The sequence below is a fragment of the Arthrobacter sp. BGA-UO-ETr-C19 genome (assembly GCF_059568005.1).
In genome coordinates this window covers 94,587-120,711 of sequence record NZ_JCAQPC010000019.1, presented here as the reverse complement: position 1 = coordinate 120,711, position 26,125 = coordinate 94,587, and the positions used below count along the sequence as shown (strand labels likewise).

General features: G+C 64.1%; 25 protein-coding genes. 10 read left to right on the top strand and 15 right to left on the bottom strand.

Annotated elements, in window-relative coordinates; genetic code table 11:
* Nucleotides 1-141 precede the first annotated feature (141 nt).
* Nucleotides 142-891 (bottom strand): DUF2306 domain-containing protein, encoded by a 750-nt coding sequence (locus AC57BR_RS12020; protein WP_496360784.1) that lies wholly within the window; start codon nt 889-891, stop codon nt 142-144.
* A 9-nt stretch (nt 892-900) separates the two neighbouring features.
* Nucleotides 901-1,962: an NAD(P)-dependent alcohol dehydrogenase gene (locus AC57BR_RS12015; protein ID WP_496360782.1), complete on the bottom strand. Its 1,062-nt coding sequence runs from the start codon at nt 1,960-1,962 to the stop codon at nt 901-903.
* A gap of 111 nt (nt 1,963-2,073) precedes the next feature.
* Here AC57BR_RS12015 and AC57BR_RS12010 point away from each other — a divergent pair, with 111 nt between their 5' ends.
* Complete coding sequence (locus AC57BR_RS12010) at nt 2,074-2,814, top strand: TetR/AcrR family transcriptional regulator (RefSeq protein ID WP_496360780.1); 741 nt, start codon at nt 2,074-2,076, stop codon at nt 2,812-2,814.
* A 12-nt stretch (nt 2,815-2,826) separates the two neighbouring features.
* Here the strand turns inward: AC57BR_RS12010 and AC57BR_RS12005 are convergent, their stop codons facing one another.
* The gene (locus tag AC57BR_RS12005; RefSeq protein ID WP_496360778.1) at nt 2,827-3,615 is read right to left on the bottom strand and encodes a FadR/GntR family transcriptional regulator; all 789 of its coding nucleotides are present in this window, start codon (nt 3,613-3,615) and stop codon (nt 2,827-2,829) included.
* 96 nt (nt 3,616-3,711) lie between these two features.
* Between AC57BR_RS12005 and AC57BR_RS12000 the strand changes: the two genes are divergently transcribed.
* Genes AC57BR_RS12000 through AC57BR_RS11985 form a run of 4 tightly spaced genes read left to right on the top strand, consistent with a single transcriptional unit; the run spans nt 3,712 to nt 7,174 of the window.
* On the top strand, nt 3,712-4,590 hold the full coding sequence (locus AC57BR_RS12000) for a carbon-nitrogen hydrolase family protein (RefSeq protein ID WP_496360776.1): 879 nt from the start codon (nt 3,712-3,714) through the stop codon (nt 4,588-4,590).
* Nucleotides 4,591-4,600: 10 nt separating this feature from the next.
* On the top strand, nt 4,601-5,953 hold the full coding sequence (locus tag AC57BR_RS11995; RefSeq protein ID WP_496360774.1) for an APC family permease: 1,353 nt from the start codon (nt 4,601-4,603) through the stop codon (nt 5,951-5,953).
* Nucleotides 5,954-5,993: 40 nt separating this feature from the next.
* Complete coding sequence (locus AC57BR_RS11990) at nt 5,994-6,776, top strand: carbon-nitrogen hydrolase family protein (RefSeq protein WP_496360772.1); 783 nt, start codon at nt 5,994-5,996, stop codon at nt 6,774-6,776.
* A 5-nt stretch (nt 6,777-6,781) separates the two neighbouring features.
* Nucleotides 6,782-7,174, top strand: a complete 393-nt coding sequence (locus tag AC57BR_RS11985) for a hypothetical protein (RefSeq protein ID WP_496360770.1) — start codon at nt 6,782-6,784, stop codon at nt 7,172-7,174.
* Between the two features lie 128 nt (nt 7,175-7,302).
* On the opposite strand, the gene AC57BR_RS11980 is transcribed toward AC57BR_RS11985, so the two are convergent.
* The 4 genes from AC57BR_RS11980 to AC57BR_RS11965 all read right to left on the bottom strand — a co-directional run bounded on the left by AC57BR_RS11980 (nt 7,303) and on the right by AC57BR_RS11965 (nt 10,652).
* The gene (locus tag AC57BR_RS11980) at nt 7,303-8,118 is read right to left on the bottom strand and encodes a slipin family protein (protein WP_496360768.1); all 816 of its coding nucleotides are present in this window, start codon (nt 8,116-8,118) and stop codon (nt 7,303-7,305) included.
* Between the two features lie 175 nt (nt 8,119-8,293).
* The gene (locus AC57BR_RS11975) at nt 8,294-9,253 is read right to left on the bottom strand and encodes an NAD-dependent epimerase/dehydratase family protein (RefSeq protein ID WP_496360766.1); all 960 of its coding nucleotides are present in this window, start codon (nt 9,251-9,253) and stop codon (nt 8,294-8,296) included.
* A complete protein-coding gene (locus tag AC57BR_RS11970) occupies nt 9,250-9,846 on the bottom strand; it encodes a hypothetical protein (RefSeq protein ID WP_496360764.1) in 597 nt (198 codons plus the stop codon). The genes AC57BR_RS11975 and AC57BR_RS11970 overlap by 4 nt, the downstream gene beginning before the upstream one ends.
* Nucleotides 9,847-9,851: 5 nt before the next feature.
* A complete protein-coding gene (locus tag AC57BR_RS11965; protein WP_496360762.1) occupies nt 9,852-10,652 on the bottom strand; it encodes a DUF4386 domain-containing protein in 801 nt (266 codons plus the stop codon).
* Nucleotides 10,653-10,752: 100 nt separating this feature from the next.
* Between AC57BR_RS11965 and AC57BR_RS11960 the strand changes: the two genes are divergently transcribed.
* Nucleotides 10,753-11,502 (top strand): TetR/AcrR family transcriptional regulator, encoded by a 750-nt coding sequence (locus tag AC57BR_RS11960; RefSeq protein ID WP_496360760.1) that lies wholly within the window; start codon nt 10,753-10,755, stop codon nt 11,500-11,502.
* Nucleotides 11,503-11,531: 29 nt separating this feature from the next.
* Here the strand turns inward: AC57BR_RS11960 and AC57BR_RS11955 are convergent, their stop codons facing one another.
* Nucleotides 11,532-12,686: an epoxide hydrolase family protein gene (locus AC57BR_RS11955; RefSeq protein WP_496360758.1), complete on the bottom strand. Its 1,155-nt coding sequence runs from the start codon at nt 12,684-12,686 to the stop codon at nt 11,532-11,534.
* A 63-nt stretch (nt 12,687-12,749) separates the two neighbouring features.
* On the opposite strand from AC57BR_RS11955, the gene AC57BR_RS11950 reads away from it, so the two are divergent.
* Nucleotides 12,750-13,700 carry a helix-turn-helix transcriptional regulator gene (locus AC57BR_RS11950; protein WP_496360756.1) on the top strand — a complete coding sequence of 317 codons (951 nt, stop codon included), beginning with the start codon at nt 12,750-12,752 and terminating at the stop codon, nt 13,698-13,700.
* A 37-nt stretch (nt 13,701-13,737) separates the two neighbouring features.
* On the opposite strand, the gene AC57BR_RS11945 is transcribed toward AC57BR_RS11950, so the two are convergent.
* The 3 genes from AC57BR_RS11945 to AC57BR_RS11935 form a co-directional block, all read right to left on the bottom strand.
* Nucleotides 13,738-13,962 (bottom strand): hypothetical protein, encoded by a 225-nt coding sequence (locus AC57BR_RS11945; protein WP_496360754.1) that lies wholly within the window; start codon nt 13,960-13,962, stop codon nt 13,738-13,740.
* A 303-nt stretch (nt 13,963-14,265) separates the two neighbouring features.
* Nucleotides 14,266-14,808 carry a class F sortase gene (locus tag AC57BR_RS11940; RefSeq protein WP_496360752.1) on the bottom strand — a complete coding sequence of 181 codons (543 nt, stop codon included), beginning with the start codon at nt 14,806-14,808 and terminating at the stop codon, nt 14,266-14,268.
* Nucleotides 14,809-14,978: 170 nt separating this feature from the next.
* Nucleotides 14,979-15,395: an excalibur calcium-binding domain-containing protein gene (locus tag AC57BR_RS11935; RefSeq protein ID WP_496360750.1), complete on the bottom strand. Its 417-nt coding sequence runs from the start codon at nt 15,393-15,395 to the stop codon at nt 14,979-14,981.
* 244 nt (nt 15,396-15,639) lie between these two features.
* Between AC57BR_RS11935 and AC57BR_RS11930 the strand changes: the two genes are divergently transcribed.
* The gene (locus AC57BR_RS11930; RefSeq protein WP_496360748.1) at nt 15,640-17,028 is read left to right on the top strand and encodes an MFS transporter; all 1,389 of its coding nucleotides are present in this window, start codon (nt 15,640-15,642) and stop codon (nt 17,026-17,028) included.
* Between the two features lie 467 nt (nt 17,029-17,495).
* Here the strand turns inward: AC57BR_RS11930 and AC57BR_RS11925 are convergent, their stop codons facing one another.
* Nucleotides 17,496-18,455: a TM2 domain-containing protein gene (locus AC57BR_RS11925; RefSeq protein ID WP_496360746.1), complete on the bottom strand. Its 960-nt coding sequence runs from the start codon at nt 18,453-18,455 to the stop codon at nt 17,496-17,498.
* A 593-nt stretch (nt 18,456-19,048) separates the two neighbouring features.
* Between AC57BR_RS11925 and AC57BR_RS11920 the strand changes: the two genes are divergently transcribed.
* Complete coding sequence (locus tag AC57BR_RS11920) at nt 19,049-20,380, top strand: GmrSD restriction endonuclease domain-containing protein (protein ID WP_496360744.1); 1,332 nt, start codon at nt 19,049-19,051, stop codon at nt 20,378-20,380.
* Nucleotides 20,381-20,425: 45 nt separating this feature from the next.
* Nucleotides 20,426-21,142: an excalibur calcium-binding domain-containing protein gene (locus tag AC57BR_RS11915; RefSeq protein ID WP_496360742.1), complete on the top strand. Its 717-nt coding sequence runs from the start codon at nt 20,426-20,428 to the stop codon at nt 21,140-21,142.
* Nucleotides 21,143-21,392: 250 nt separating this feature from the next.
* Here AC57BR_RS11915 and AC57BR_RS11910 read toward each other — a convergent pair whose 3' ends face one another.
* The 3 genes from AC57BR_RS11910 to AC57BR_RS11900 are packed head-to-tail and all read right to left on the bottom strand — an operon-like array spanning nt 21,393 to nt 26,097.
* Nucleotides 21,393-22,256, bottom strand: coding sequence for an HAD family hydrolase (locus AC57BR_RS11910; RefSeq protein ID WP_496360876.1), 864 nt, complete (start codon nt 22,254-22,256; stop codon nt 21,393-21,395).
* Nucleotides 22,257-22,261: 5 nt separating this feature from the next.
* Nucleotides 22,262-24,847 (bottom strand): phosphoribosyltransferase domain-containing protein, encoded by a 2,586-nt coding sequence (locus AC57BR_RS11905; RefSeq protein ID WP_496360740.1) that lies wholly within the window; start codon nt 24,845-24,847, stop codon nt 22,262-22,264.
* Nucleotides 24,848-24,864: 17 nt separating this feature from the next.
* Nucleotides 24,865-26,097 (bottom strand): HpcH/HpaI aldolase/citrate lyase family protein, encoded by a 1,233-nt coding sequence (locus AC57BR_RS11900; protein WP_496360738.1) that lies wholly within the window; start codon nt 26,095-26,097, stop codon nt 24,865-24,867.
* Nucleotides 26,098-26,125 lie beyond the last annotated feature (28 nt).

Below are 26,125 nucleotides of genomic sequence, written 5' to 3'. Positions count from 1 at the left end.
GGAGAACCGGCCTCGCGGCAAGGAGTCGCAGGATTCCCTGCCGACGGCCATAGCCTACTCCTGAAAACCTTGCGTGTGCAGGGGAAAACAGCGCTTTCCGGAGCGTTCCCGCTGTGTGGGCGAGGACGCTGACGGGGACGTTCACTGCCCTGGAATGGATGCTGCCGGCCGACTCGGGTGGCTGGGCCATGCCGGCCTGTTGGGCCGGGAGCGCCGGCGGATGACGTATTCGGCCACCGCCAGGTTGATCGTCCACGCTGCCCCCATGAGGACAGCCCGCGTTGTCACGTCGGGCGGCCCGGTCAGGAGTTCCGGGATGATGAGGATAAGGCCTTGTGTTCCGGCCGAAATTCCGATGGCGTAAGCGCGGGTCATCCAGGCGCCGTGTTTGACGAAGTCCCGGCGCGTGATGGTAAGGACTCCGAAGACCAGGCTCACCAGCATGGCGCTGCCGAAGACCAGCCGGAGGATGAGCAGGAGGAGCCCGTCGCTGGGTGGCAGCGCGTAGAACAGGGCCATCCACAGTCCGGACAGAGCCACCAGGAAGCCGGCGGGTATCAGGATGCGTCCCGCTGCCCGGTGCCAGCTGCGCCTGCCCCGCCGAAGGGAAGGGCTGAACTGGAAAGCTCCCAGGAGGGAATAGATGGTGACGCTGACGATGTGCGTAACCACCGGGATGGGCGAGGTGAAGAACCTCTCGTTCCTCGGGGTGATGGTGGCGCCACCGGTCAGTTCGGTGAGGCGTGCCGCTCCGGCGATCAAAGGGATGAGGGTGAGGAAGATCAGGCCCGCCGGCACAAGCCAGCGATAGCGAGGCCGTTGGCGGGAGCCGGGCCTGGGGTTGCCGGTGCGACCGGGAGTTTGGGTGCTGGTATTGCCGGTGGTGTTCACGGGAGCCTCCTATTCGCCGGCGACCCGGACGATGACATTTCCCCTTTTGCGTCCGGCATCGACAAACCGGTGCGCCTGGACGATCTCGGGAAGGGGGTAGACCCGGTCAATGACGGCCCTGTACCCGCCCGCTTCCGCGAGCCGGACGAGCCAGGCGAGGTCTTCGGCCGTGTACCGGAGCTTCAGGTCGCCGACGGTGACCAGTTTTCCGCTTCTGCGGCTGTTGCCCGACGCCTGGAGTATCCCCTTCAGATCGGCGACGACGAGAAGCAGTCTTCCGCCCGGGTTCAGGCTGCCGGATACCCGGCTGAAGGCAGCATTGCCGACGCAGTCCATGATCACGTCGTAGGTGCGGTCCCCGGCGGCGAAGTCCTCGGCGGTGTAGTCGATCACCCGGTCTGCGCCCAGCGAGATCGCAAGGTCCCGGTTGCCGTTGCTGCAGACGGCCGTGACATGGGCGCCCAGGTTCCTGGCGAGCTGCACCGCGGCCGTGCCCACCGCCCCCGAGGCCCCGTTGATGAGGACGGTGTCGCCGGGCTTGACGTCAGCGCGGGCCAGGAAGCCGCGGGCCGTGAGGCCGCCGAAAACGAGCGTGACGGCCTCCTCGAAATCCATGGTGCGTGGTTTGGCGGTGATGGCGGAGTCCTGGGCGAGCGTCACGTATTCGGCGTGACCGCCGAACTTGGCCCCGAGCATAGCGACCACCTCGTCACCAACCCTGAACTTGCTCACATCCGAACCCGTGGCCGCGACCACGCCGGCGACGTCCATCCCAAGAACCCCGTTTCGTGGCCTGAGGAGGCCGAGTCCGAGGGCCGTCAGGATTTGCAGTCCTGACGGGACGGTGCGGCTGCGTGCCCGGTGGTCGGCGGCGCTGAGCGTACTGGCGTGGACTTTGATGAGGACCTCGTCGGGGCCCGGTGACGGCATGGGGATTTCCTCGATGCGGACCACTCCAGGCGGGCCGAACCGGCGGTGGGAAGCCGCCCTCATCGTGCTGCCGGAGCGGCTGCGGCCGTCTGCGTCAATGGGACGTCGGTCGAGATCCGTGCCTGCCTGCTTTGCATTCATGGGATGCTCCTCGCACCTCTTGGTGTACTGCGTACACCTTATGAAAAGAGAGTAAAGTGTACGCAGTACACCTGTCAATGCCGTAGATTGGAATCAGCGAAAGGATGGTCCGTGACCCAGCAGATTGAAGGGCAGCGGCGCGTGCGTCTGAACAGAAACCGCGTGCTGCAGGCTGCCGTTTCGCTGGCGGATGAGGCCGGTATTGACGAGCTCAGCATGCGCAGGCTCGGGCAGGAGTTGGGCGTCGTGCCGATGGCGCTCTACAAGCATGTGGCCAACAAGGAGGAACTCCTTGACGGCATGGTTGAGGCGATCGTCTCCGAGATCGACCCGGCGGTAGGCGGCGCCGACTGGAAGAACGCTGTCAGGCTGCGGGTGCTTTCGGCCAGGGCGGTGCTTCAGCGGCATAGATGGGCCCGGCAGGTCCTGGAATCACGAACCAATCAGACCCCCGCCGTCCTCGGCTACATGGATTCCTTTATTGCCATGTTCCTGGCCGGCGGCTTTTCAGTGGACCTTACCCACCACGTCATGCACGCTATGGGCAGCCGCATCTGGGGATTCACCCAAGAGTTGTTCGACGATTCTGCTGGCCCGGGCGGGGGAGGAGCCGTTGAGTTGGCACCCGAGGTGCAGGCCGCAGTCTTCGAGGAGATGGCGGCGCGCTATCCAAACATCCTTCAGGTGGCCACCGCAGCGAACCATGATGAAGGCTCCGTGGTCGGCCCCGGCTGCGACGACCAGTTTGAGTTTGAGTTTGCGCTCGACCTGCTCCTGGACGGCTTCGAGCGGCTCCACCGGCAGGGATGGACATCACGGCAGGCAAGGAAGCACCAGCGGAACAAAGGTTGAAGGCGGCGTTCATCACTCCGACGTGGACCCCGTGCCGCCCTCGGTCAGCCCCATGAACATGGTCCGGTGCAGGATGTCCACGTGCTTTCGGGAGACCTCCACGGCACCGGAAACGTCGCCCGCCCGCAGCGCCGCCACCAGGGCGACGTGGTCGCAGTTCGATTTGTGCAGCAGCTCGATGGGGTAGGGGATGAAGTAGGCGTAGAGCTCGGCCAGCGTCTCGTGGTAAACCCCGACGGCGGTCCCCAGACAGGAGGCTGTGCCCACCAGTTGGTGGAACTGCTCGTCCGCCTGATGGTAGCCGGACCAGTCGGTGGATTCGGCCATATCCCGCGTCAGCCCCTCGAGTTCGTCCAGCTGTTCCGGTGTTGCGTTGACGGCCGCGTAGTGGGTCACCGCGCATTCGAAGAGCAGCCGCCGGTCCACCATCCGGTTCACGGCCTGGGACTCCGCCGGCGATGCAGTCAATTCAGCCAGAATCTGACGGGGCGGCTCATCCGCCACGAAGGTACCGCCGGCCCGGCCGCGGCGGCGGACCACCACGCCCTGGTCCGCCAGGCTCGCCAGCGCGCGGCGGGCGGTGATCGGGCTGACGGACAGGCCCAGCGCCACGTCCTCCTGGTCGGGCAGGCGCTCGCCGGGCTTCAATAGCCCCAGCGAAATGGCCATGCCGATGCGCAGCCGCACGGCGTCGATGGCGCTCCGGCGGTCGATGCCGGCCAGAGCTCCGGCGCCGATGCGCGAGGCACCAGTGAGGGAGGCGCCGGCGGGGGAAGCGGTGTCCTCCAACTGACGGGTCATATCCGCTACTTTACGGCCCATCCGCAGCCCCTTCCCATTATTGGATCATTCTGATCTAATATAGTGCAGATCACACCCCAACGCGGAGACAAACCCATGCAACGCATCCTTCCCCTCATTGCCGCCCAGGCAGCGCCCCGGCTCATCGGCGAACCCGTATCGGCCTTCGCGGAGGAGGTCAAAGCTGCCCTCGAAACCAAGCCGGACAGCAAACTCGTGGTCTTCCCGGAGCTCCACCTCTTCGGCGACGGGACCCCGGACCGGCAGCGCACCGAGGCCCTGCAGGACTCCGCCGAGCCGCTGGACGGCCCGCGCGTCAAGGAACTGCAGCAGCTCGCCGCGGACCTGGGTATCTGGCTGGTCCCTGGCAGCGTCTGTGAGCGCGGCCCGGAAGGCCAGCTGTTCAACACCCAGCTGGTGCTGTCGCCAGAAGGGGAGCTGGCCGGCTACTACCGGAAGATCTTCCCCTGGCGCCCGTTCGAGCCGTACGACCCCGGCGACCGGTTCACCACCGTGGACCTGGCCGGGATCGGCCGGGTGGGCCTGAACATCTGCTACGACGCCTGGTACCCCGAAGTTTCCCGCCAGCTGGCCTGGATGGGTGCCGAGGTGATCCTCAACGTCGTCAAGACCACCACCCCGGACCGCCGGCAGGAGCTGGTGCTGGCCAAGGCGAACGCTATCGTGAACCAGGTGTTCGTGGTCAGCGTCAACTGCGCCGGCCCCACCGGCAAGGGCCACAGCATCATCGTCGACCCCGAGGGCAACACCATCGCGGAGGCGAAAGACGACGCCCCGGAGCTGCTCACAGCGGACCTGGACCTGGCCGCCGTCGAACACGTCCGCACCCACGGGACGGAGAACCTCAACCGTCCCTGGTCCCAGTTCCGCGACGGCGAGGCCGCCGTCGAACTGCCCGTCTACCAGGGCCGGATCAATCCGCTGACCTGGACGCCCCCATCCTTCAATGCCTAAGGAAAACCACGTGACCACACCAACCCTGACCCGCACGCTGAAGCTGCCCTCGCTGGTGCTGTTCGGCCTGGCGTACCTGACCCCGCTGATTGTCCTGGCCATCTTCGGCCTCATCGCCGAGACCACGGGCGGGGCGGCGCCGTCGGCCTACCTCGTGGCGATGGTGGCCATGCTGTTCACGGCGCACAGCTACGGGCGGATGGCGGTCGCCTACCCGGTGGCCGGCTCCGCCTACACTTATGTGCGCCGGTCCATCGATCCGCGGGTGGGCTTCCTGGTGGGCTGGGCCATCCTGCTGGACTACCTGTTCCTGCCCATGGTGATCTGGCTGATCGGCTCCTCCTACCTGAGCGCGCAGTTCCCGGGCGTGCCCATGTGGGTGTGGATCGTGGGCTTCATCCTGATCACCACGGTCCTGAACATCCTGGGCATCAAGGTGGCGGACAAGGCGAACTATGTGCTGATGGCGTTCCAGCTGCTGGTGATCGTGTTCTTTGTGGTGCTGGCCATCGGCAACGTGGTGTCCACCTCGGGCGCGGGCGGACTGGCGAGCACGGAACCGTTCTTCAACAGCACGTCCAGCTTCGCCACCATCTCCGCCGGCGCCGCCATCGCGGCGTACTCGTTCCTCGGGTTCGACGCCGTCACCACCCTCACCGAGGAAACCGTGGACCCGCGGCGGAACGTCCCCCGCGCCATCATGCTCATCGCGCTGATCGGCGGCGGCATCTTCGTGGCCGTCTCCTACGTCACCCAGTTGGTGCACCCGGGCGGCGTGTTCGAGGACTCGGCCTCCGCGGCCAGCGCCATCGCGCTGCAGATCGGCGGGCAGGTCTTCGGCGCGGTGTTCCTCGCCGGGCTGGTGGTGGCGCAGTTCGCCTCCGGCCTGGCCGCGCAGGCCAGCGCATCTCGCCTGATCTACGCCATGGGGCGCGACTCGGTCCTGCCCAAGGCGGTCTTCGGCCGGCTCAGCGCCAAGTTCCACACGCCCGTGGTGAACCTGGTTGTCACGGGCGTCGTCGGACTGATCGCGATCTTCCTGGACGTGGCGACGTCGACGTCGTTCATCAACTTCGGTGCCTTCACCGCCTTCACGCTGGTCAACGCTTCCGTGGTGTTCCACTACGTGCGCCGGCGCCGTGCCGGGGAGCAGCTGAACCCGGTCTCCTACGTGGTGGTCCCGGCGGTCGGCGCCATCGTCTGCGCCTACCTGCTCTCCCAGCTGGACAGCAATGCCATTACGCTGGGACTGTCCTGGCTGGCGCTCGGCATCGTGGTCCTGGCGCTGATCACCCGGGGCTTCCGGGCCGCGCCGCCGGAAATGACGACGACGGAGAAGGCCACCGTCGAGGCCGCCGCCTAGGTTTTCTGTACTGGATGCTGACGAGACTGGAGGAACCGGCGTGAGGATTGCCCTGGGGCAGCTGGAGTCCGGCACGGACATCGGGGCCAATCTCGCCGCGATTGACCGGTTCGCGGCGTCCGCCGCCGGCGACGGCGCCAGGCTGGTGGCCTTCCCGGAGTACGCCACGTACGAGAAGAAGATCGTGGACGCCTCGTTCCCGGCGGTGGCCGAGCCGCTGGACGGCCCCATCTGCCGGGAACTCGCAGCCACCGCGGCCCGCCACGGGATCACGCTCGTGGCGGGTGTGGTGGAAACCTCTGACGAACCTGGCAAGGCGTACAACACTTTGGTGGCCTTCGGGCCTTCCGGTGCTCGGCTGGCCGTGTACCGGAAGATCCACCTGTTCGACGCGCAGGGCTTCGGGGAGTCGACGTTCATCAAACCCGGGCCGTCCACAGAGCCAGTGGTGTTCGAGTCCGGGGGAGCGGTGTTCGGCCTGATGACGTGCTACGACCTGCGGTTCCCGGAACTGGCCAGGTCCCTGGCCGACGCCGGCGCGCAGGTGCTGCTGGTCTGCTCGTCCTGGGTGCCCGGCACGCACAAGACGGAGCAGTGGCTGGCCCTCAACGCGGCCCGCGCCATCGAGAACAGCGTCTACGTGGCCGGAGTGTGCCAGGCCCCGCCGGTGTCCGTGGGCCGGAGTTTGTTGGTGGATCCGATGGGGTACGTGGAGGCGGACCTCGGGCTGGAGCCGGGGGTGCGGGCGGTGGAGGTTTCACTTGGGACGGTGGCGCGGGTCCGGGAGCAGTTCCCGATGTTCCGGCAGCGGCGGCTGGGGTAGTTCGGATGCCACTGCAGGATGCGTGGCGCTCTCACAGCCTCTTCAAAGGGCCTTCTGTCGCTGCCTTCATGTTCGTGGGCGATGATCAATCAATGGGGCTTCGGAGAAGGGCCATTGTGCCTGGAATAGCGGGTTTGGCGGTCATTTTCCTAGGTGCCGCCAGCGCGTCCGGCGTTGACCAGATGGCAAACGCCAAAATTCACAGTCCGACGTCGGCCACTATGTCGGCCATCATGGCTGACGGCCAAACCTCGCTGCATCACCTGGTCCTGGGCGGTCTTGCCAAAGGGGCGCTTCCCGGTGGCTATCCCTACGATGAACCCCGGGATGAAAGGTCCGACGAGGATTATCAGGAAACCCTCCACCAGCACCGAGCGTCGGTGAGCCCCGCGGAGTAGGAAATGTCCGGTTGAAGCAGACTTCCATACCGCTCCGCATCGTCACTAACTGACCTTCGCCCGTTGCGCGGTCCGGGAACAAGAACGTCGCCACAGGACTCCAGGACGTGGCCGCCCCTGATGGGAAGTTATGCCGCCTTGATGGGTGCCTTGCCGGCGGATGATGCCGCGGCCAGGTTTTCGCGGGCCAGGAACGCCGAGAGTTCGCCGATGGTGCTCATCAGCGGGGCGGGGAAGACGACCGTGGTGTTCTTGTCGACGCCGATTTCCACCAGGGACTGCAGGTTCCTTAGCTGCAAGGCCAGCGGGTGGGCCATCATGGTGTCGGAGGCGTCTCCGAGGGCCGCCGCGGCGATGGCTTCGCCTTCGGCCGCAATGATCTTCGCCCTCTTTTCGCGTTCGGCTTCAGCCTGGCGGGCCATGGCGCGCTTCATGCTTTCGGGCAGCTGGATGTCCTTGAGCTCCACCAAGGTGACTTCGACACCCCATTCGACGGTGAGCACGTCGAGGATTTCACGGATGTCGACGTTGATCCGTTCGGTCTCGGACAGTGTTTGGTCAAGGGTGTGTTGGCCGACAACTTTCCGCAGGGTCGTCTGGGCGATCTGGTCGATGGCCGCGGCCACGTTTTCGATCGCGACGATGGACTTCACCGCGTCGACTACCCGGAAATATGCGACCGCTGAGACGTCGACGCTCACGTTGTCCTGGGTGATGATGCCCTGGGACTGGATGGGCATGGTCACGATCCGCAGGCTCACCAGCGGCAGCCGGTCGATGACAGGGATGATCAGCCGCAGGCCGGGATCCCTGACTCCGATGACCCTGCCGAGCCGGAAGAGCACGCCCTTCTCAAATTGGCGCACGATCCGGATCGACATTTTCGCGACGATGAGCAGCAGTACGACGAGGACGATGACAACGACGCTGGTGGTGGGGTCCATCAGGATCCCCTCCTGGTCTCTTGAGCGGGACGTGCCGGTGCCGGGTCCGGCGCCGTGACAGGTGTCCTTGCTCTATTTTCCCATCAAAGGTGCAAAAGAGGCCCTTGAGCCGGTAGTCGGAAAAAGGCCTGTAACAGGAGCTTCTGTCGTCATGGTGGTCAGGAGCTTGAGCGTGCTATCGCAGCGGAGAGGACTTGTCAGAGGTGTAGGTCTTTAGTGTTCCGGCGATGGCCACGTCCAGCGGAGTCGCTGTCAGCCCTAGTCTGTCAGCGATTTTGCTGCTGTCGACGATGAAGGGTTCTTCGAATTGGTACTGCATTTCGAGGAGTCCACGGAGTGTGGGGTTGATGAGGCTGAGGCCGCGCAGGAGCAGCGGCGGCATGGCTCGGAGCATGGCCCGGGGCTGGCCGGCAAGCCTGTAGATCATGTTGACGAGTTCTCTTGTCGTGCGGGTGTCGGGGTCGTTGGGCAGGTGCCAGATTTCTCCCGGGGCGTCGGGGTGTTCGCCGAGCACGGCGAGGCCTTCGCCGATGTCGGGGACGTAGGTGTACGTGTGGGGCTGGTCCGGGTCGCCGAGCACGGTGGCGGTTTTTCCGGCCAGGGCTGCGGGGAAGACCCGGTCGCCGAGGTTGGATTGCGCGCCACCGCGGGGGCCGAAGTAGTCGGAGGCGCGGCCGATGGCGACTTGGACGCGGCCGGCTCGGTGGGCCGCGAGGAGTTCTTGGGACATCCTGGCCCTGAGTTGGCCTTTTTTCGTGTGGGCGTTGTTAGCCCGGGTTTCCGTTAGCGGGTGTCCGTCGGGCCGTCCGTACATGTAGACGTTTTCCATGCTGACCAGGCGGGCGCCGGTGCTTTCTGCGGCGGCGAGAACGCCGGACTGCAGCGCGGGGAACTGTGTGCTCCATTGAGGGTATGGCGGGTTCAGGGTCTGATAAACGACGGCGGCGCCGCGGGCTGCGTCGGCGGCGAATGCGGGATCGCTGGCGTCCCCGCCGGCAACTTCGACGCCGTCGGGGACGCGTGCGTGTCCTGTCCGGTTCACGAGGCGGACGGTCTGGCCGCGGCGCCGGAGTGCGTCGAACGTGGCGAGGCCGATGGCTCCGGTGCCGAAGATGACGTGCAGCCCGGTGCTCATGCCGTGGCCGCAGCGGTCGGCCGTCCGGGGCGCTGCTCCCCGGGCGCCGGGACGGGCAGGAGGATTTGCAGTAGGAGTCCGGCGATTGCTGTGACGACGAGTGCTCCGCTGGCGCCGAAGACGATGAATTGCTGGCCGACCTGGATCATGAAGAGCGTGGTGACAGTCCATCCCAGCGCCCACAAGGCTGGCATGGCGGCGGCCCAGATCCAGCGCCCGTGCGTCCGGCGGGGCAGGGCCAGGGCCTGGGCGGAACCGAGGATGAGTCCGTTGATGGCTCCCATCAGGGCAAGATCGGCGAGGGAAGTGCGGTAATTGACGGCGGCAGCGCCGAGGAATAGTCCTGCGCTCATTCCGATGGCAGTCGCGGGGATCCATTGCCGTGCCGGCAGCCGGCGGCTGCTGGTGAGTGTCTGGCCGGCGCCGATGATGAGGCCGGCGATGGCTCCGCCGGCCAGGGCTGCAAGAGGGCCATCCACGCGTCCTATGACAGCGCTTCCGGCGAACCCGGCCAGCGGCAGGGCCAGGAATCCGGCGGTCCAGAGTAACCAGCTGCGAAGGAACGTCGTTCGGGATGCTTTGCTATGGGTCATGGGGATCAATTCCTTTTGCCGGTCGTTGGCTGCCGGGGCGCTGTGGGCGCTGAGGGGGACGGAGCAGCGGGGGTGGTGGCTGTGGGGCTGCGGCGGGCGGAGCGGATCAGGAGGCAAATGCCCAGTGCGGCCACCCACAGTCCCCAGCCGGTGCTGCCGAGGAGGCCGGCCAGGTCCCAGACGGGGAATCCAGGGACTGCCGTGGCGAGGATGTCGCCCTGGTTCAGCAGGTAGACGATGCTGACGAGGAGCCCTGCGATGCCGAGCCAGCGCGGGAGAATCCTGCTGCGCAGGATGATCACGCTGAGGGTGATTGACCACGCGATGACAAGCAATTGGCCCAGGTGTTCTCCCAGCAGCGCCCCGCCGAACTGGTGCTGCGCGGTCCAGGCGGCGTCAACCGCCGCCTGTGTCGGTGCATCTCCCGTGATGTAGGAGCGGGCGAGGGGCGGAACGACGAACACCCAGCGCAGGAACCCGATCAGAGACAGGAGCACCGAAGCGGCACCTGCATAAGTGGCGACCCGCATGACTGGATGGTCGCGGAGGCCGAGCGCTGCGGGCAGCAACAGGACCGGTACAGCCAGGAGCCCGTAGGTCCAGGCTGTTGCAAACCAGGTCCAGACCAGCCCGGGTCCGCCGGCTGCGAAGGCGGGCAGCACAACGCCCGCAGGTTCCCGCAGGATGTCGGGCCAGTCAAACGTCACCGAAAGGGTCGTGGCTGCCGCTGCGAACGTCAGGGAGCTCACCACGAACAATCCGCCGGTAACCCGTTGGAGGTTCCTGTCCGGATACGTGGATGCCATGGTGTCCGTCTTCCAGAGAATGTTGCACGCCGTACAAATAGTGTACGATGTACAAATACTGTACGCTGTACAGAAGATTGTCAAGAGAGGACCCGAGACAATGCCGTCACCAGCCCGGAAATCCAGGCCCGGACCCCGCCGTACCCTCACTGAGGAGGAGATCCTGGAGGCCACCCTTGGCCTGCTGGATGAGGGCGGCATGAAGGCGGCGTCGATCCGGGGCATCGCTGCGCGGGTCGGCGTGGCCCCCAACGCGGTCTACACCTACTTTCCGGACAAGGCGGCGGTGGTTCAGGCGATTGTCGAGCACCTGCTCGGACTGGTCGACCATGCGGTCTTCGCGGACCGCGACATGCCCTGGCGCCAAAGAATTGAAGCTCTCGCCCTGGAGCTGCGGGAACGCCTGACCGCGCATCCGGGCGCGGTCAACCTGATGATTGGCGGCCCCATGAACGGCCCGCACGCACTCGCCCTGAACGAACGCCTCATGGGGATTCTCGTGGATACCGGCCTTACGCCAGGGGAAGCTGCTAAGGCGGCCTATCTGCTGATCGTGTACGTCTTCGGCTCGATAGCCCTGGAAGTCGCGGAGTCCGGAGAAACACACCGGTTGCCTCCGGAAGGAGAACGGATAGCCGCACGCCAAGCCGGCTTTGCCGCCATCCCGGCCGAAACCCATCCGCTGTCCGCGGCCGCTGCAGTTACTATGGCCGGCTACATCTCCACCGAGCAATACGTGTGGGGACTGCACAAGGTGCTCGACGGCATCACGGTCGGACTCAATTCAGAATCAGACACATCCAAGGCATTGCAAGGCGGACCAACGAGCTCCCGGCTGAGTTCTCGGTAATCCGGTCCAGTCGCAGTGCCGCGCTGGTTTCAGCGCAGCTTGCTGAAGAACTCCCGGACGTCGTCGACGAGCAGGTCAGGGGCCTCCATGGCGGCGAAGTGGCCGCCGCGGCTGAATTCGGACCAATGCACGAGAGTGTGTTCGAGTTCGACGGTGCGCCGGATCGACACGTCCATGGGAAATACGGCAACCCCGGTCGGCACTGTGGAACGTTCACTCGCGCCCCAGGCTCCGGCGTGCGCGGTCTCGTAGTAGCTGTTGGCCGAGGAACCGGCGGTGCCGGTCAGCCAATAGAGCATCACGTTTGTGAGCAAGAGATCCCGGTCCACCGCGTCCTCGGGCAGTTCGGCGGCCGGATCGGTCCACTCTTTGAACTTCTCCACGATCCAGGCCAACTGCCCGACCGGGGAGTCGTGCAGCCCGTGCGCCAGGGTCTGCGGCCGGGTGATTTGGATCATCACGTAGCCGGACTGCTCGGTCTTCAGGTACTGCAGGTGATCCAGCCGCGTCCGCTCGGCCTCGGTCAGCACTCCCGCCTCGTCCGGGCTGACCTCGGTGAAGGCGGAGAGCCCGTTCGCGTGCACGCCGACGACCTTGTCGGGGTTGAGCCGGCCGAGCCCCGGGGAGATGACCGCGCCGGTGTCCCCGCCCTGCGCGCCGTAGCGGTCGTAGCCGAGTCGGTTCATCAGCTCGGCGAAGGCCCTGGTCACCCGGTTGGTGTCCCAACCGGTCTCGCCGGTGGGGCCGGAGAATCCGCTGCCGGGGATCGACGGGATCACCAGGTGGAACGCGTCCGCCGGGTCTCCGCCATGTGCCCTGGGGTCGGTCAGCGGGCCGATGACGTTCACAAACTCCACGATCGACCCGGGCCAGCCGTGGGTCAGGATCAGCGGCAGCGCGTCCGGCTCGGGCGAGAGGACGTGCAAGAAGTGGATGTTCTGCCCGTCGATCTCGGTGGTGAACTGCGGGTACTTGTTCAGTTCCCGCTCGTGGACGCGCCAGTTATAGCCATCACGCCAGTACTCGGCCAGCTCCTTGAGGTAGCCAACCGGCACCCCGCGGCTCCAGCCGACATCGGGCAGGTCCGCGCCCCACCGGGTTCTGGCGAGCCGGTCCCGCAGGTCGTCCAAGTCAGCCTGGGGAATGTCGATGGTGAAGGGCCGGATCTCTGTGTTGTTCTCCATGCCGACAACTCTAGGAAGCGGTTAGGTCAGGTTCGGTCCTAGGAGTGTGGCAGACTCCAAATCATGTGGGAAACCTCGGCACGACTGCTGCGACTGCTCTCCCTCCTGCAGACCCGACGCGACTGGTCCGGGACCGAATTGGCCGAGCGACTGGAGATCAGTTCACGTACCGTGCGCCGCGATATCGACCGGCTTAGGGGCCTCGGCTACCCCGTGATGGCCACCGCGGGCGCCGCCGGTTACCGGTTGGGTGCCGGCGCGGACCTGCCGCCGCTGCTGCTCGACGACGACGAAGCCGTCGCGGTCGCGATGGGACTGCGCACGGCCGCTGGCGGCTCGATCACCGGCATCGAGGAGACCTCAGTGCGGGCACTGGCCAAGCTCGAACAGGTACTCCCGTCCCGGCTGCGCCACCGGATCAACGCCCTGCAGTCGATGGTCGTGCCGATGGCCAACTCCGGCCCCACCGTCGACCCGGGCACCCTCACGGCCATCGCCGCCGCCTGCCGCGACTCGCTGCGCCTTCGCTTCGACTACCGCACCCACGACGGAACCAGCAGCATCCGCACGACCGAGCCGCACCGGGTGGTGCACGCTGGCCGGCGCTGGTACCTCGTCGGATGGGACGTCGACCGCCAGGACTGGCGCACCTACCGCGTGGACCGCCTCGATCCGCGCACGCCCGCCGGCCCCCGGTTCACGCCGCGCACCCCGCCACACGCGGATATCAGCGGGTATACCTCGCGCGCGATCTCCACGTCGGCCTACCGCTACCAGGCCCGGTTCACCCTGTATGTCAGCGCCGAGACCGCGGCGGAGCGGATTGCCCCCACCACCGGAACGCTGGAGCCGATCGACGAGCACAGCTGCTCCCTGCGGGCCGGGTCCAACTCGTTGGACGAGTTGGCCATATACGTGGCAACCAAAGGGTTCGACTTCCGGGTGCACGAACCCCAGGAGCTTGTCGAGCACGTCAGGTCGCTGGCAGCCAGGCTTGCCAGCGCGACCGATTAATACCCCGGCCGGGAGACTCCCAAGCCGCCGGCATCCTCTAATGCAAAATCGCGCTAATCTCGGCTTTGACCAGCCGCTCGGCCAGTTGGCCAAGGTCCAGGTTCAGGACGGCTTTGAGGGCGCGCGCCATGTTGGGGGCTGCGGCAAGGAATTCGGCCAAACCTGGATCAGATTCCAGCTCCCGCCCTAGCTTTTCCCTGACCTCATCAGCAGTCCAATGGCTGTCAGTATGCTGACTGGTAAGTACTGTCTTAGCATTCATGGCCCTGTCCTTCCCCGTGTCCTGAGCCTTGCCTTTGATATAAGCGACTATGGCGGGCAGCGCTCAAGAATCGGTCAAGCAATGGGCCAGATTTGTGCAGGATTTGTTCAGGTTTTTATGCGGGCCGCTGTGCAGTAGAGCGAAATCAGTAAGGCTCCTGAAACAACAGGCCCAACGAGGACGAGGCGGGGGGGTTGTGGGGGCCCCCCAAACCCCCCCGCCTCGTGGAATTTCAACTCACACGTATTTCAGTGCGCCCTCGTTGAAGCCTCCAATATTTTCAGCGCAGACAGGACGAGCCCTCTATGCCACGAGTTTTGCAAAGACGACATAATTGTCGTCGAACAGGCCCGTCGCCGGATCGTAACCGTCACAGGTAATGAGCCGAAGCTCCGGCCCCTCGGTGTTCCCGTACACGGTCTGTGTCGGGAACGCGTCCTTGGAGTACGCGTCAGCGTGATCAAAAGTGAAAACGCTCGTGGTGCCATCCTGACGGGCAACCCTGATGAGGTCACCCGCCTTAAGTCCACGGAGGTTTGCGAAGACGCCCGGACCTCCGTCGGTTGCATTGACGTGTCCGAGAAGGACAGCCGGGCCAAGCTCGCCAGGTGTCGGAGAACCGTTGTACCACCCGGCCGGAGCGCCCGGACCATCGGGTGGCACTTCCAGTGACCCGTCGCCCTTTATGCCGAGACTTAATAGTTCGGATTCGATGCCTGCGGCAGGAATGCTGACAGAAACCGGGTTCGAGGCTGGCAAAACCTCCTGATACTTCGAGGTAGCGGGCGCTGATGACTCCGCGGTCTCGGTGGCATCCGCAGCCTTGAAGGGAGACGGGGTCTCCACAGGAGACGCGGGTGTAGCAGTGGCTTCCGCCGGTAAAGCAGCCGTCTGCGCAGAAGTGCTCGTTGCACAGCCAGTTAGAAGTAGCAGGGCGACCGCCGCAGACGCCAGCTGGCATCTGCGGCGGGCGCCGGTTGAGCTAGTCATACGACGCGTTGTTCCGATCCCGCAGCTTAAGCGCGGACGGAGGCGCGGCGGCGCACGATCACCGAGCCGGCGACTGCCGCGACCGCGAGACCACCAAGCGCCAGGAAGTCCGTGCCCCGGCTTACCGGCTGAGCAACGCCGGTCTCGGCTCCGCCTACGGGCATCTGGGCCACCTGGGCCGGAACCTGATTGCCAACTACCGGAGCCGGAGCGACATTCGTGGTTCCACTGCCAGCGCCGCCACGCTCACAGGCGATGCCGTCCTTGTCACCGTCGAGGTGCAGCGCGTAGCCCGGTGCGCCGGCCGGGATATTGACGTAGCCGGCCGCCCGTGCCGCAGCGCAGTTCTGGAAGGAAAGGGTTGTTGCGTTGGCCGGGGCAGCTGTCATCGCTGACAGTCCCAGAACCGCTGCTACTGCAAGGGCAGATACACTCTTCTTCATTTTGTCCCCATTCTTCTGGTGCGCGCCACACGGAGCGAGCGCAGACCATCAGTGAAGGGGGAAGCCTGCAGCACGCCCCGTGGGCGATTGAAATTGGCATTTGCCTTGCAAGTTATATCAATCAAAATGGTTGAAGTGTCAATGTGACGCCCGTCGCAAATCCGCGCGGTGGCTCCGGTGTTACGCTGGGTATTTTTAATGCCAAAGTTGGGGACCTGGGTGGTCTATACGGAAGACTGTTGCCGTGAGCAACTCTCCCCGCACGGGCAGCCAAACCCGCCAGCGCACAGGCCTCGCCGTCGCCGGCCTCAGCCTGGGCACGTCGCTGAACCCGCTGAACTCATCGATGATCGCCGTCGCGCTGGTGGTGCTGCGCGAGGACTTTCGGCTCGACGTCGCCACCGTCACCTGGGTGATCACCGCCTTCTACATCACCTCAGCCGCGGGCCAGCCACTGATGGGCAGGCTCGCGGACCGCTTCGGGCCACGGAAACTCTTCATGCTCGGCATGGGGTTGGTGATTGTGTCCTGCGCGCTGGCGCCATTCTCGCCCAACTTCGTGTTCGTCTGCATCGCCCGCGCCCTCATGGCACTGGGGACGGCGACGGCGTACCCGAGCGCCGTCGTCATGGTCGGGACCCTGGCCAAACTGGAGGACTCGACTTCAACCAGGCCGCTCGGGCGCATCCAGATGGCCAACACGTCCGGGGCCGCGGTCGGTCCGGTGGTGGGCGGACTGCTGGTGAGCCTGGTCGGCTGGCAGGCGCTGTTCCTGATCAATGTGCCGCTGGCGCTGGCCGCACTGCTCATCGTGCAAAAGGCCGCCCCACGGGACGAGCGCAGGGAACAGGGAAAAATTGCCACCCTGCTGCGCGATTCCGACATCCCCGGCATCCTCGCGTTCGTGGGTGCCATGGTGCTGCTGCTCATGGGCCTGCTGAATGCGTTGCCAGGCTTCCGTTGGTGGCTGCTCGGCGGCGCCATGGTGCTGGCGGTGCTCTTTGCCTGGCGCGAGCTGAGCTTCGATAAACCGTTCCTGGACCTGCGGCTGCTCGGCAGGAACCGGCCGCTGCTGCTGGTGTACCTGGGCTTCACGGTGTTCAGCGGCGTCTACTACTTCGCGTTCTTCGGGCTCCCGCAGCTGCTGCAGGAGGCGGCGGGCTACAACCCCGGCCTGGTGGGAGTGCTGATGCTGCCGCTGGCGGCGATGTCCGTCGTCGTCACGCCGCTCGCTGTCCGCGCGATCGACCGGTTCGGCGTCCGGCGGGTGCTCATCGCCGGCGTCGCGCTCCTGACCCTGGCGGCAGCGGCGCTGTGGCTGCTGACCGCGTCGTTCGCCATCCTGCTGGTGCTGGTACTGACCGCCCTGATGGGCGTGCCGTACGGGTCGGTCAGCATCGCCTCCAACCAGGGGCTGTACCTCTCCGCGGCGCCGGAGGACAGGGGAGTGGCCGCCGGGATCTTCCAGACCTGCCGGTACGTCGGGGCCATCAGCGCCACGGTGATGATCGGCATCTTTTACGGCACCGGCGTCAGCCAGGAGAACTGGGGCCAGATGGTGCTGGTGATGCTGGGCCTCTGCGTGGTGACGTTCGTGGTGTCGCTGCTGTGGCGGGAGCGGAAGGCGGCGTAGGGAGGACGACGGCACGAGCGGCATCCCGTGCAGGTACCGATAAGTAATGCCGCGCAGTGAGCAAGACTAAAGGACCTCGGCCAGGAACTTCTGCCAGGATCAGGGCTTCCACCCTGGAGAAGCAAAGACCTCTCGAGCGTGCGGCGAAGAGGATGGGGCGAGAGCATACTCGCCTCGTTACGAAGTGCCAGGCGGGTTACCTCATCTCTTGTTGGCGGCCGATTGCTTTTTGGCCGTTGCAGGTGGCAGGCGCCGGAGCGAGGGTCCACACAGAGCCGAGGTCCAGCTTCGGATCGATGAGGGTTCTCCCTGCTTTCATCAGGGAGAATTGAAACGCCGCCCGCCGGGAACGTGGCTCCAGCGGAGGCTCTCATGCCAGCGCCATAGACAGCGTCATCTTCTGAAGTGCAAGACGGAGCCCCCGCAACCTTGAACTGCTTGCGGGGGCTCCTCAGGAATGGCGGTCGTTATGGGGTTACGCTGATGCGCGCGACTTCCTGCAGGATCGGGTTTGTGATGATGACGGTAGAAGTGCCCGGCTTGATGTCGAAGGCAACCTTGCCGCGCGCCTTGTCGCCGGCAGGGATCTCGCCCGAACCGATCGCGTCATCCGCGAAGAGCTCAACGTTGGCGGCGCGGCCGTCAGCGTCCTTGGCCTTGAAGTACAGCGGGTTGCTGCTGGTCTGGCCCTTCTCCGTCTCCCAAAGCACATCAAGGATCAGGTAGCCGCCGTTCTTCGCCGGGCTGACGTACGGGCCGGTGGTGATGGCGTCACCGTAGGTGGCGGAAAGGATGGTGATCCTGGCGGTGTTTCCGTTGCCCATGTCAGCAATGAACGCCTCGCCGACCTTCTTTCCCGAGGATGCAGCCGGAGCTTTGGCTGCGGGCGCGTCTGCCGGAGCAGCTGGTGCTGCTGGAGCGTCGGCGGCAGTGGCGCCAGTGGAGGGTGCAGAGACAGGGGCTGAAGCACCTCGGGTGGAGTTGAAGATGATGCTGAGAAGGATCACGACGCCGGTGACGATGAGGGCGACTTTCTTGTGCTTGTCGTAGCCTTCGAGCGGCAGACCTTGCTTGTCCCGCTGCTTGTTCGTCAGTACGAGGATGAGGTCAACAAGTGCCCAGATTCCAAAGCCACCGAAGGTAAACAGCTTGAGCAGACCGGTACCGATCTTGCCCAGGTAGAAACGGTCAACGCCGAATATGCCGACGAGCAGAGACAGCAGCCAGGTCACGAGGAAAGACTTGTCGCTCACGCCGTATCGGCCCATGGACGGACCTCCGGGAAAGGGCGCTGGAGCGCCCTGGTAGGGACCAGGGGCACCGGGGTAAGGCTGTGTGTACACGGGCGCTTGCCCGTAAGAGGGTGCCTGTCCGTAGGGGACCTGCTGCGGCTTCTGCCGTGCGCCGAAGGGGTCTGTTGAACTCATTGGGTTCCTTTCAAATACGGCGTCCTGATGCTGGGCGTCCGTGGGTCGAGCGGGTGCGAGAATGTGCCGCTGGCCGTGTGGGAAGTGCAGGGGATCGGCTCGCGCGCTATGGCAGGCTGATGTGTCGTTAAATTGCCCCCATAAGTGCGTCCGCTGTGCACCGCGCATTAATCATGCCTCAGCAACAGCACGGTTTCGGCCATATTTGACACAGGATTTACACAATTTGTGGCAGTACACGCGAGGAAGGGCTGGCTCCGGGATTGCACAATTAACGCGGCGGACGGAGTTTCGTAGTGCCTTGGAAAACACAAAGTGTCTGGGCATAGCAATCCCTCCCACACTGATCACCAATAGGTCCGATGATTAGCTGACGTCAATACGGAGGGCGCTGAGAGTACAGTGCTCATAAGCACCCTCAAGATTGGCTCAAGAATCAATCAACGTTGTCCCAAGATCACCGCAGTTTTGGTTTCCTGCGACGTCGAAGAAATATGATCGTCACTGGAACAAAATTCGGCTTTAGACAAAGGGCCCGGCCATATGCCGGGCCCTTATTTATGGGGGCAACAATGTCGAGGTATCAGACTATCTTGCGGTCAGGAGTATCGGCCTCGGGGCCGCCCAAGAAGCCGCGCACTTCCACCTTCATTGTTGGAGGCATCACGGCGCTCTTCATGGTCATGGGGGCGTTCAGTGGCGGCCTTGGTGGCGCACTTGTCTTCCTGGCCATCACGGTCGCCCTAACCGGTCTCTATGTCTGGGCGACCGGCCGCCGTTCATGGGCTGGGCTCCCGGCCAAGCGGAAGGCGGGGGCCATCGCCCTTGCCGTCTCCTTTGCCCTGTTTGTCGGGGGCGCGGCCGCATTACCGCGGGCCGTTATGACGGACCTTCAGGCCGCTTCATCAGAGGGCGCTGCATCGCCAGCGTCCCCCGAAGCGAGCGCAACTGCCAAAGCGACACCGACGCCGTCGACCGTCCCAACCGTGCAGAAGACCGGCGCTCCGCTGGATCCTGACAGCCCCAGCGTCGTGGCGCAGGGCGCCAGCGTAGCGGCGCCGACGTCACAGCCTGCGTACGCCACAGAGGCCATCGACCTGCTGGCTACCCTTCCCGTCAAGGGCCGCGCGCCCAAGACGGGATATGACCGGGGCCTTTTCGGGCAGGCGTGGGCCGACGTTGACCGCAATGGTTGCGACACACGCAATGACATCCTCCAGCGTGACCTCACCGGCATCAGTTACACCAACAGCGTGCCCTGCAAGGTGCAGTCCGGGACGCTGGCCGATCCATATACCGGCACCACCATCAACTTCTTGCGGGGGAGCGCCACAAGCAGCGCCGTGCAGATCGACCATGTAGTTGCCCTCAGCGACGCTTGGCAGAAGGGCGCACAACAGCTGACTACGGAACAGCGGACTGCGTTCGCCAACGACCCGCTCAACCTCCAGTCGACGGACGGTCCCACCAACATGAAAAAGGGCGACGGTGACGCCGCCACTTGGCTGCCGCCGAACAAGAGCTTTCGGTGCGAATACGTCGCCCGGCAAATTTCCGTGAAGGCGACGTACAGCCTGTGGGTAACCCAAGCGGAACACGACGCGATGGCGACGATCCTTGCCAACTGCTCGGGGCAACTGGCTCCGACCAACGAGAAGGCGCCAGCCGTTGCGGCACCAGCACCTGCCGCCACCCAACCCGCACCTGTGGTGGCCGCGCCTGCCCCGGCAGCGCCCGCTCCCGCTGCCGTGGCGCCGGCCCCGGCTCCTGTTGCTCCCGCACCTGTGGTGCCGGCGCCGGCGGCTGTCTACTACGCCAACTGCTCGGCGGCGAAGGCCGCAGGTGCGGCTCCGCTGTACGCGGGGTCAGCGGGCTACCGGCCTGCGCTGGACCGCGACTCCGACGGCGTGGCCTGCGAACGCTAGACCCATTCCATCACTCCACAATTTCAATCTTTCCAAGGGGGAAAAATGAAAAAGACACTCACTCTACTTGTGCTGACCGGCCTCATGCTCACTGGATGCGGCGGCAACCAGGCGGATAAGCAGGCGGCACCGCAGCCGACAGAAACTGCAACGGCCACGGCCACTCCAGAGACTGTCACTGTTCCAAGCGTGGTGAGCCTGACCCTGGACGAGGCCACGGATCAATTGGAAAATCTCGGGTTCGAGGTCGACTCCGTGGACATCGTCGACGGCAAAACGATCGTCCTGAAGAAGAACTGGCAGGTGATGTCCCAGAACGCCGGGGAAGGCGAACAGGTGGCAGAGGGCTCCATCGTTCACCTCGGTGTCAAGTCCCTGGAAAAGCTGGCTGCGGAAAAGGCGGCAGCCGACAAGGCAGCTGCTGACAAAGCTGCGGCCGTGAAGGCTGCGGCGGTGAAGGCGGCAGCAGCCAAGAAGGCCGCGGCAGACAAGGCCGCGGCTGACAAAGCTGCCGCAGCGAAGGCTGCGGCAGACAAAGCTGCGGCAGATAAGGCAGCGGCAGATCAAGCCGCTGCTGCGAAGCTGGTCGCACAGCAGGCGGCGGTACAGCCGGCGCCTGTCGCACCTGCCGTAGCGCCAGCCGCCGCTTACTACCCCAATTGCGCTGCCGCCCGAGCTGCCGGTGCCGCACCGCTGTACTCGGGGCAGGCTGGCTACAGCACCAGCCTTGACCGCGATCACGACGGCGTGGCCTGCGAGTAGTTGCCGAAACTTGTAGGGCAGTGGATGCCTCAGTTATCGGAGGTATCCGCTGCCACTGCTTATTGCGTGGGGCCACGCAGAACGTGAACCGGATCTATGGCAGAAGTCCATGGTTCGCGGCCCTAACGCCGTTGCGAGCCTCGCTGAGCACTGAGCAGCGGGTTCGGGACGCAGATCAACTCATTGGGCGAGCACCGGAACCGATCGGACAATCAGCTACGCCGAGCGACAAATTCCAAGGCACCTGCAACTAGACTTTCGCTGCCGCGCCTACCTGCGCCAGTGCGAAGTGCAGTATCTCCTCGCCCGCCAGGATGCCAGACCTCGAGGTCACGCTGACATGGTCTCGCTTGTAGGCCATCTGCTCGAGCTCACCGTGAGAGGGTCTAATGGCCCTGTCGGCCAATTCGAGAATGCCGGCATCGAGTTTCGAGTCGCCGGCAGCGACCAAAATGTCGACCGGCATCCGACGGCGGACTTCTGACACGGCCGACTCCTTAGTCACGGGAGAAGGCACACAGTACAGTTTTCTGCCCTGGAGCGACGTACTCCATCCCCGTTCTTGGCACCATCCGGTCAAGTTCTCGAGATACTGGGCGGATAGATCCTCGCGGTTGACGATGGCGTACACAAACACATCCTCCGCGCACCGGACTCGAAGTATTGCCTCAACTGCACCTGGGCCGGTGAGGTGGTCCAGCACCTCGGTAAGGGGAGCACAATGTGCTTCGATAGTTTGCCGGATGTGGTCGCCCCACGCCCGGTCCGGCTCTCCATTGTGCAGCAGGACAGCTCCGTTCGTAGTGACTGCGTAGCCTCGGCCGCGACCAGGAATGCGGACCCGGTGGAATTGTTCCTTCGTGCGCGTCGTGACTGGTACGAAAATTGCTTCCCGTACAAGGTCGCCCAGTAGACCTTCAGCGGCACGGGTCATGAAGGAGAGCGGAACCCCGTCGTATACCTCGGAGACCACCAGAGACGGTGCGTCGCGGTCCAGGCCTTCGAGTTTCATGGAGTTAGCCGAGTAGATTAGCGTGCGGTCAAGGTCGCAGGCCACCATCACCGTGGTTTCGTCGACCGAATCCTCGCCCAAACCCCTCGGCCCCACTGCCATTGCGGTCACGCACCGACCGCCGCAGAGATCGGGGCTTCAGCGGCCTCGGGTCCAGCCTGCAGTGGGTGGATCAAGCCGACACAGCTGTACGGCAGATCCGGCACATAGACCACTTCCACTTGGCGGAGTTCGGCTAGCAACAGAACGTGCGCAATATCCTCGCGCGCATCCGGCCGCGCGAGAACCTTCCAAGGTACCCGGCGCAGCAGGACTCGAGTTGTTTCCCCGACTCCTGGCTTCACCAGGTTCGTGTTTGTAATACCGAATTCCTGGCTGATGCGTTCGACTGCTGCCCATCCGGACCAGTCGGGCGTGGGGACGTCTCGGCCATCTGCAGCGGTACTAACAGACTCGGCGAGTACGTCAGCCCGCACTTCGGAAAACTGTTCTGTCACCACGTCCAAAAATTTGCCAGAGGCGTCTTGGCCAGCAAGATGGTCGTAGAACTTGGCCCCGTGGAAATCGTTGGGAAGAATCAGTTCGCGGTTGAATACGGTCCTCGATACGAGACCGGAAACTGTGGAGTTCAGACAAGCCGAGGGTATGAGGAAATCTTCCCTTGTGCCGAATATCTGGACGCAGTGCCCGGGGTCCGCCAGCACGGCGAGGTCTGGATGGAACCGGGCGCCGTCAGTCCTTTCAAAAAACTCGACCGCTGACGTAAGTTCCCGGGTAATGGCACCTTTGCCCGTCCACCCGTCCACGAAAATGACGTCCTCGGGTCGGTGGTGGGAAGCAAGGTAGCTCAATGCGGTTTGATCTATGCCAACGCCGCGCACAATACTCAATGTGTAATGGGGCACATCGATGTCGTGTGTTGCCTTCGCCCATCGTTTCATCAAGATTCCGATAGGCGTTCCGGCCCGGGCGAGCGAGACCAAAACGGGTTGGCCTTCCCGAAGGGCCATGACCTTTTCTGTGACAGCTCCGACGGCGTGTGCCACCCGGACCGACGAACGCATCAAGGCCTGGTGAAACAGCTCCTGATACTCAGCCGGGGGTTCATACTCTTGGGGGAGAGATTCTGCATAGTGGGCCGATCCGGATTGAATGGCTGCCTCTCTCTTCGCCGTTGGGGCTTCGAGCTGGGCGAAGCTGATGTCCTTCAGCAGCCACCGGACCTCGTCTCGCGAATAGGAACCAAAGGCGGGGCCAAGCTGCGGCTCCGGAAACGGATGATCAGTGCGTAGCAGCAAGATGCGAACGTTTGTGCCTGTACTCGCGACCGCGTGGGAGATGCTCGCCGGTCCGATCAACTCGTCTGCCGCGGTGCCCGGTTCCGCCATGATCACGACTTCGTCGAAGCATCCCCCGGCATGAGCGAAGTTATAGGCGAATCGCGGCCCGGGACCGTCCATGGTTTTGTCGTGGCTGTGAAATCTCACCGAAGATCGAACGGCATACCCGGCCTGGTCAAGGACGGCTATGGGCGAGCGGGTACTAGTGGAATACCGAATGTGAGCGTTCGGAAGCCGCGATTGAAGGCGATGAGCCGTGGCCAGAGGCAAGGCCATGAATTCCTCGGTAGCGAGGACAAGGATGCGTCCCGAGTCCGGGGTTACGCCGGCTATTTCATCGGCTATGCACACCGCCAGCTCCGGAGCCGCGCCGGCGTCGACGCCGAAACGGGGACTGCGGACACCAGAAACGACGTCGGAAAGGTCGAGCACCGATATGCGTCCCGACTTTAAGCTCCGGTTGTCGCGGACAGGAAACTGCTCGATCAACGAAGCTGCCTTACTGGGCAGGTCGTCGGGCAGGTGAATGTCGCCATTGGCGAGCGCCACAACGCTAATCCGACAGCCAAGTTCAGCAGCCAGCGCTTCCAGCCTTCCCTTGTCCGCCTCTGAGCGGAGATCAACCAGAGTCGCCACCACGTAGTGTCCATGACGCGCAACCTTGTGCAGCGCGACGATGGTGTTGACAATGGTCGCCCCGGTGCTGAGTTCGTCGTCGACGAGAACAATAGTGTCGACTTGGCTTAGCGCTGCATGTCTGGTCGGAAGCAGTTGATGTGATGGGGCGTGCGAATGGGCTTCTTCAAACATCCCGTACGGGCGCACCGCTCCTGTGCCAACTGCTGAATGGCGAGTCGAGTGGATGTAGTAGGTCCCGAGAGCCTCGGCCACCAGCTGCCCCAACCCGGTGGCTGTTTCGGCGTATCCGATCGTGGCAACTTCGGACATGATCGACGAGTGGGCTCGAAGGTCGCGGCAGAAGCGGTCAAGGGCGCGTTTTCGGTCCCCTCCGATCGGTTCAGGCTCGTCGGGAGAAGTCAGAAACCCCAGCAATCTGATGGAGGCGTCATGAATGACCTGTTGCAAATCCTCGCGGGTTCCGTCCATGGAACCGCCGTCCCCTATCAGCCCGCGTTGAACCACGAGGCCAAGGAGGAGACCGGCAGCAACCGCGATTCCCGGTTCCGTGGGGACGTGCTTTGCCAAGACTCGTGAAACGAGCAGATGAGCACGTCTTGGGTTTCGGCGTAGGGCCAAATCCACGAGTTGTTCCACGGGCAGCAAAGTGGGGAGCGAAACCGAGGTGAAGGTTACCCCAAGTTCGTTGAGGACATCCGCTTCATGGATGTCCAAGTCGCATTTGTGGGCTCTCATCTCATGCTCGCTTCCAAAAGTTCTGCAAAACTGATGCCTACGTTCGCCACACCGAAGGCCCGGGCACGGAGCAGAGTTCGCTCAGCCCAAGAGCGGTGAGGCTTCAGTTCGTTCATCTTGTTTCCGTACGACGAGCCCTTCACGCCTCCGGTGAGATCGGCCATGATATCCACCGCATCCAAGTACTCCTCGTGGCTGACGACGGACATCGAATGGACCACAGGGACGTGACTGGGATGAATCACGGTCTTCCCTACTAGCCCGTTTGCCTGGTCGAGTTCGATTTCGCGGATTAGTCCGTCAAGATTGTCCATGAGTAGCCGCTGACGTAGCTCTGCTTCATTGACGGTACTGAAAGGGGTAGCACGTAGGAGCGGACGTAGCACGCGCTCCTTGTTGCTGAAGTGTTCCCACACCGGTCCTGTGATGACCCAGCCATCATCCGTGCGCCCAAAAATGTTGACGACGTCGCCGATGACGTTGGCGATCACGTTCACGTGGTAAATGGTGAGATCCCGTGAGCGGCGGAGGCCAAACGTGCTGGACATGTCTGTAGCCCCGATCCGGACACATAGCACGAGCTCACGAAAGGCGTTCATGACGGCGAGCGCGTTGGCCAGCGCTCCACGCCTGGTTTCAACGTGAGTCATTAGCTTGTGCTCGATGATCGGCATGGCGCGCAATGGAGGGACCTGACGCCTAGTTACGTTGTCGAGTGCACCGTCTGCTTTGCTGCCGGCACGAGCGTTTGTTCGTCCGCACTCGCGGTTCAGTTGTTGCAGCGCTTCCAGGAAGGCACGTCCCCGACCTGTCTCGTTTTCGAATTTGGGCAGAACGAATCCTGTCACGATGTCGAGGCTGGCACCTGCCCTTCGCCCGAGGTCAAGCAGTTGCTCGGGTGTGCGGCACCGGACAAATAGGAACGGAAGTGACCGGTCCCGGTCTGGCAGGGAGTAAAGCTCCGCCAGTGCGGCAAGTAGGCTGCTCTCCGCCTCCGTGACGTCAGTGTCCGGGATGGAGTCTTCCAAGCAGAGCACGAGACTCACACAGCCTCGCTCGGTCTGTCTGAGAACGCTTTTCGCTAGGTCTGAACGATTAGCCGGCGAATAAAGCGTGGCGCCCAGCGCGACCGCTAGCAGCGAGGAATCGGTGCGAACATCCAGCGTTTCCGGCGCGACGAGAAATAGCCGGTCCCTCTCGGCCTGGCTCAAGTTTTTGAAATGCCGCACGTTCCCCCAACTTGTTCAGTCATGCAGC

Bases quoted from the DNA above. Each gene is read 5' to 3' on its own strand.
- AC57BR_RS12015 (WP_496360782.1), bottom strand. From the start codon at position 1,962: ATGAATGCAAAGCAGGCAGGCACGGATCTCGACCGACGTCCCATTGAC.
- AC57BR_RS12005 (WP_496360778.1), bottom strand. From the start codon at position 3,615: ATGACCCGTCAGTTGGAGGACACCGCTTCCCCCGCCGGCGCCTCCCTC.
- AC57BR_RS12000 (WP_496360776.1), top strand. From the start codon at position 3,712: ATGCAACGCATCCTTCCCCTCATTGCCGCCCAGGCAGCGCCCCGGCTC.
- AC57BR_RS11985 (WP_496360770.1), top strand. From the start codon at position 6,782: ATGCCACTGCAGGATGCGTGGCGCTCTCACAGCCTCTTCAAAGGGCCT.
- AC57BR_RS11980 (WP_496360768.1), bottom strand. From the start codon at position 8,118: ATGGACCCCACCACCAGCGTCGTTGTCATCGTCCTCGTCGTACTGCTG.
- AC57BR_RS11975 (WP_496360766.1), bottom strand. From the start codon at position 9,253: ATGAGCACCGGGCTGCACGTCATCTTCGGCACCGGAGCCATCGGCCTC.
- AC57BR_RS11970 (WP_496360764.1), bottom strand. From the start codon at position 9,846: ATGACCCATAGCAAAGCATCCCGAACGACGTTCCTTCGCAGCTGGTTA.
- AC57BR_RS11965 (WP_496360762.1), bottom strand. From the start codon at position 10,652: ATGGCATCCACGTATCCGGACAGGAACCTCCAACGGGTTACCGGCGGA.
- AC57BR_RS11960 (WP_496360760.1), top strand. From the start codon at position 10,753: ATGCCGTCACCAGCCCGGAAATCCAGGCCCGGACCCCGCCGTACCCTC.
- AC57BR_RS11955 (WP_496360758.1), bottom strand. From the start codon at position 12,686: ATGGAGAACAACACAGAGATCCGGCCCTTCACCATCGACATTCCCCAG.
- AC57BR_RS11950 (WP_496360756.1), top strand. From the start codon at position 12,750: ATGTGGGAAACCTCGGCACGACTGCTGCGACTGCTCTCCCTCCTGCAG.
- AC57BR_RS11945 (WP_496360754.1), bottom strand. From the start codon at position 13,962: ATGAATGCTAAGACAGTACTTACCAGTCAGCATACTGACAGCCATTGG.
- AC57BR_RS11935 (WP_496360750.1), bottom strand. From the start codon at position 15,395: ATGAAGAAGAGTGTATCTGCCCTTGCAGTAGCAGCGGTTCTGGGACTG.
- AC57BR_RS11925 (WP_496360746.1), bottom strand. From the start codon at position 18,455: ATGAGTTCAACAGACCCCTTCGGCGCACGGCAGAAGCCGCAGCAGGTC.
- AC57BR_RS11915 (WP_496360742.1), top strand. From the start codon at position 20,426: ATGAAAAAGACACTCACTCTACTTGTGCTGACCGGCCTCATGCTCACT.
- AC57BR_RS11910 (WP_496360876.1), bottom strand. From the start codon at position 22,256: ATGGCAGTGGGGCCGAGGGGTTTGGGCGAGGATTCGGTCGACGAAACC.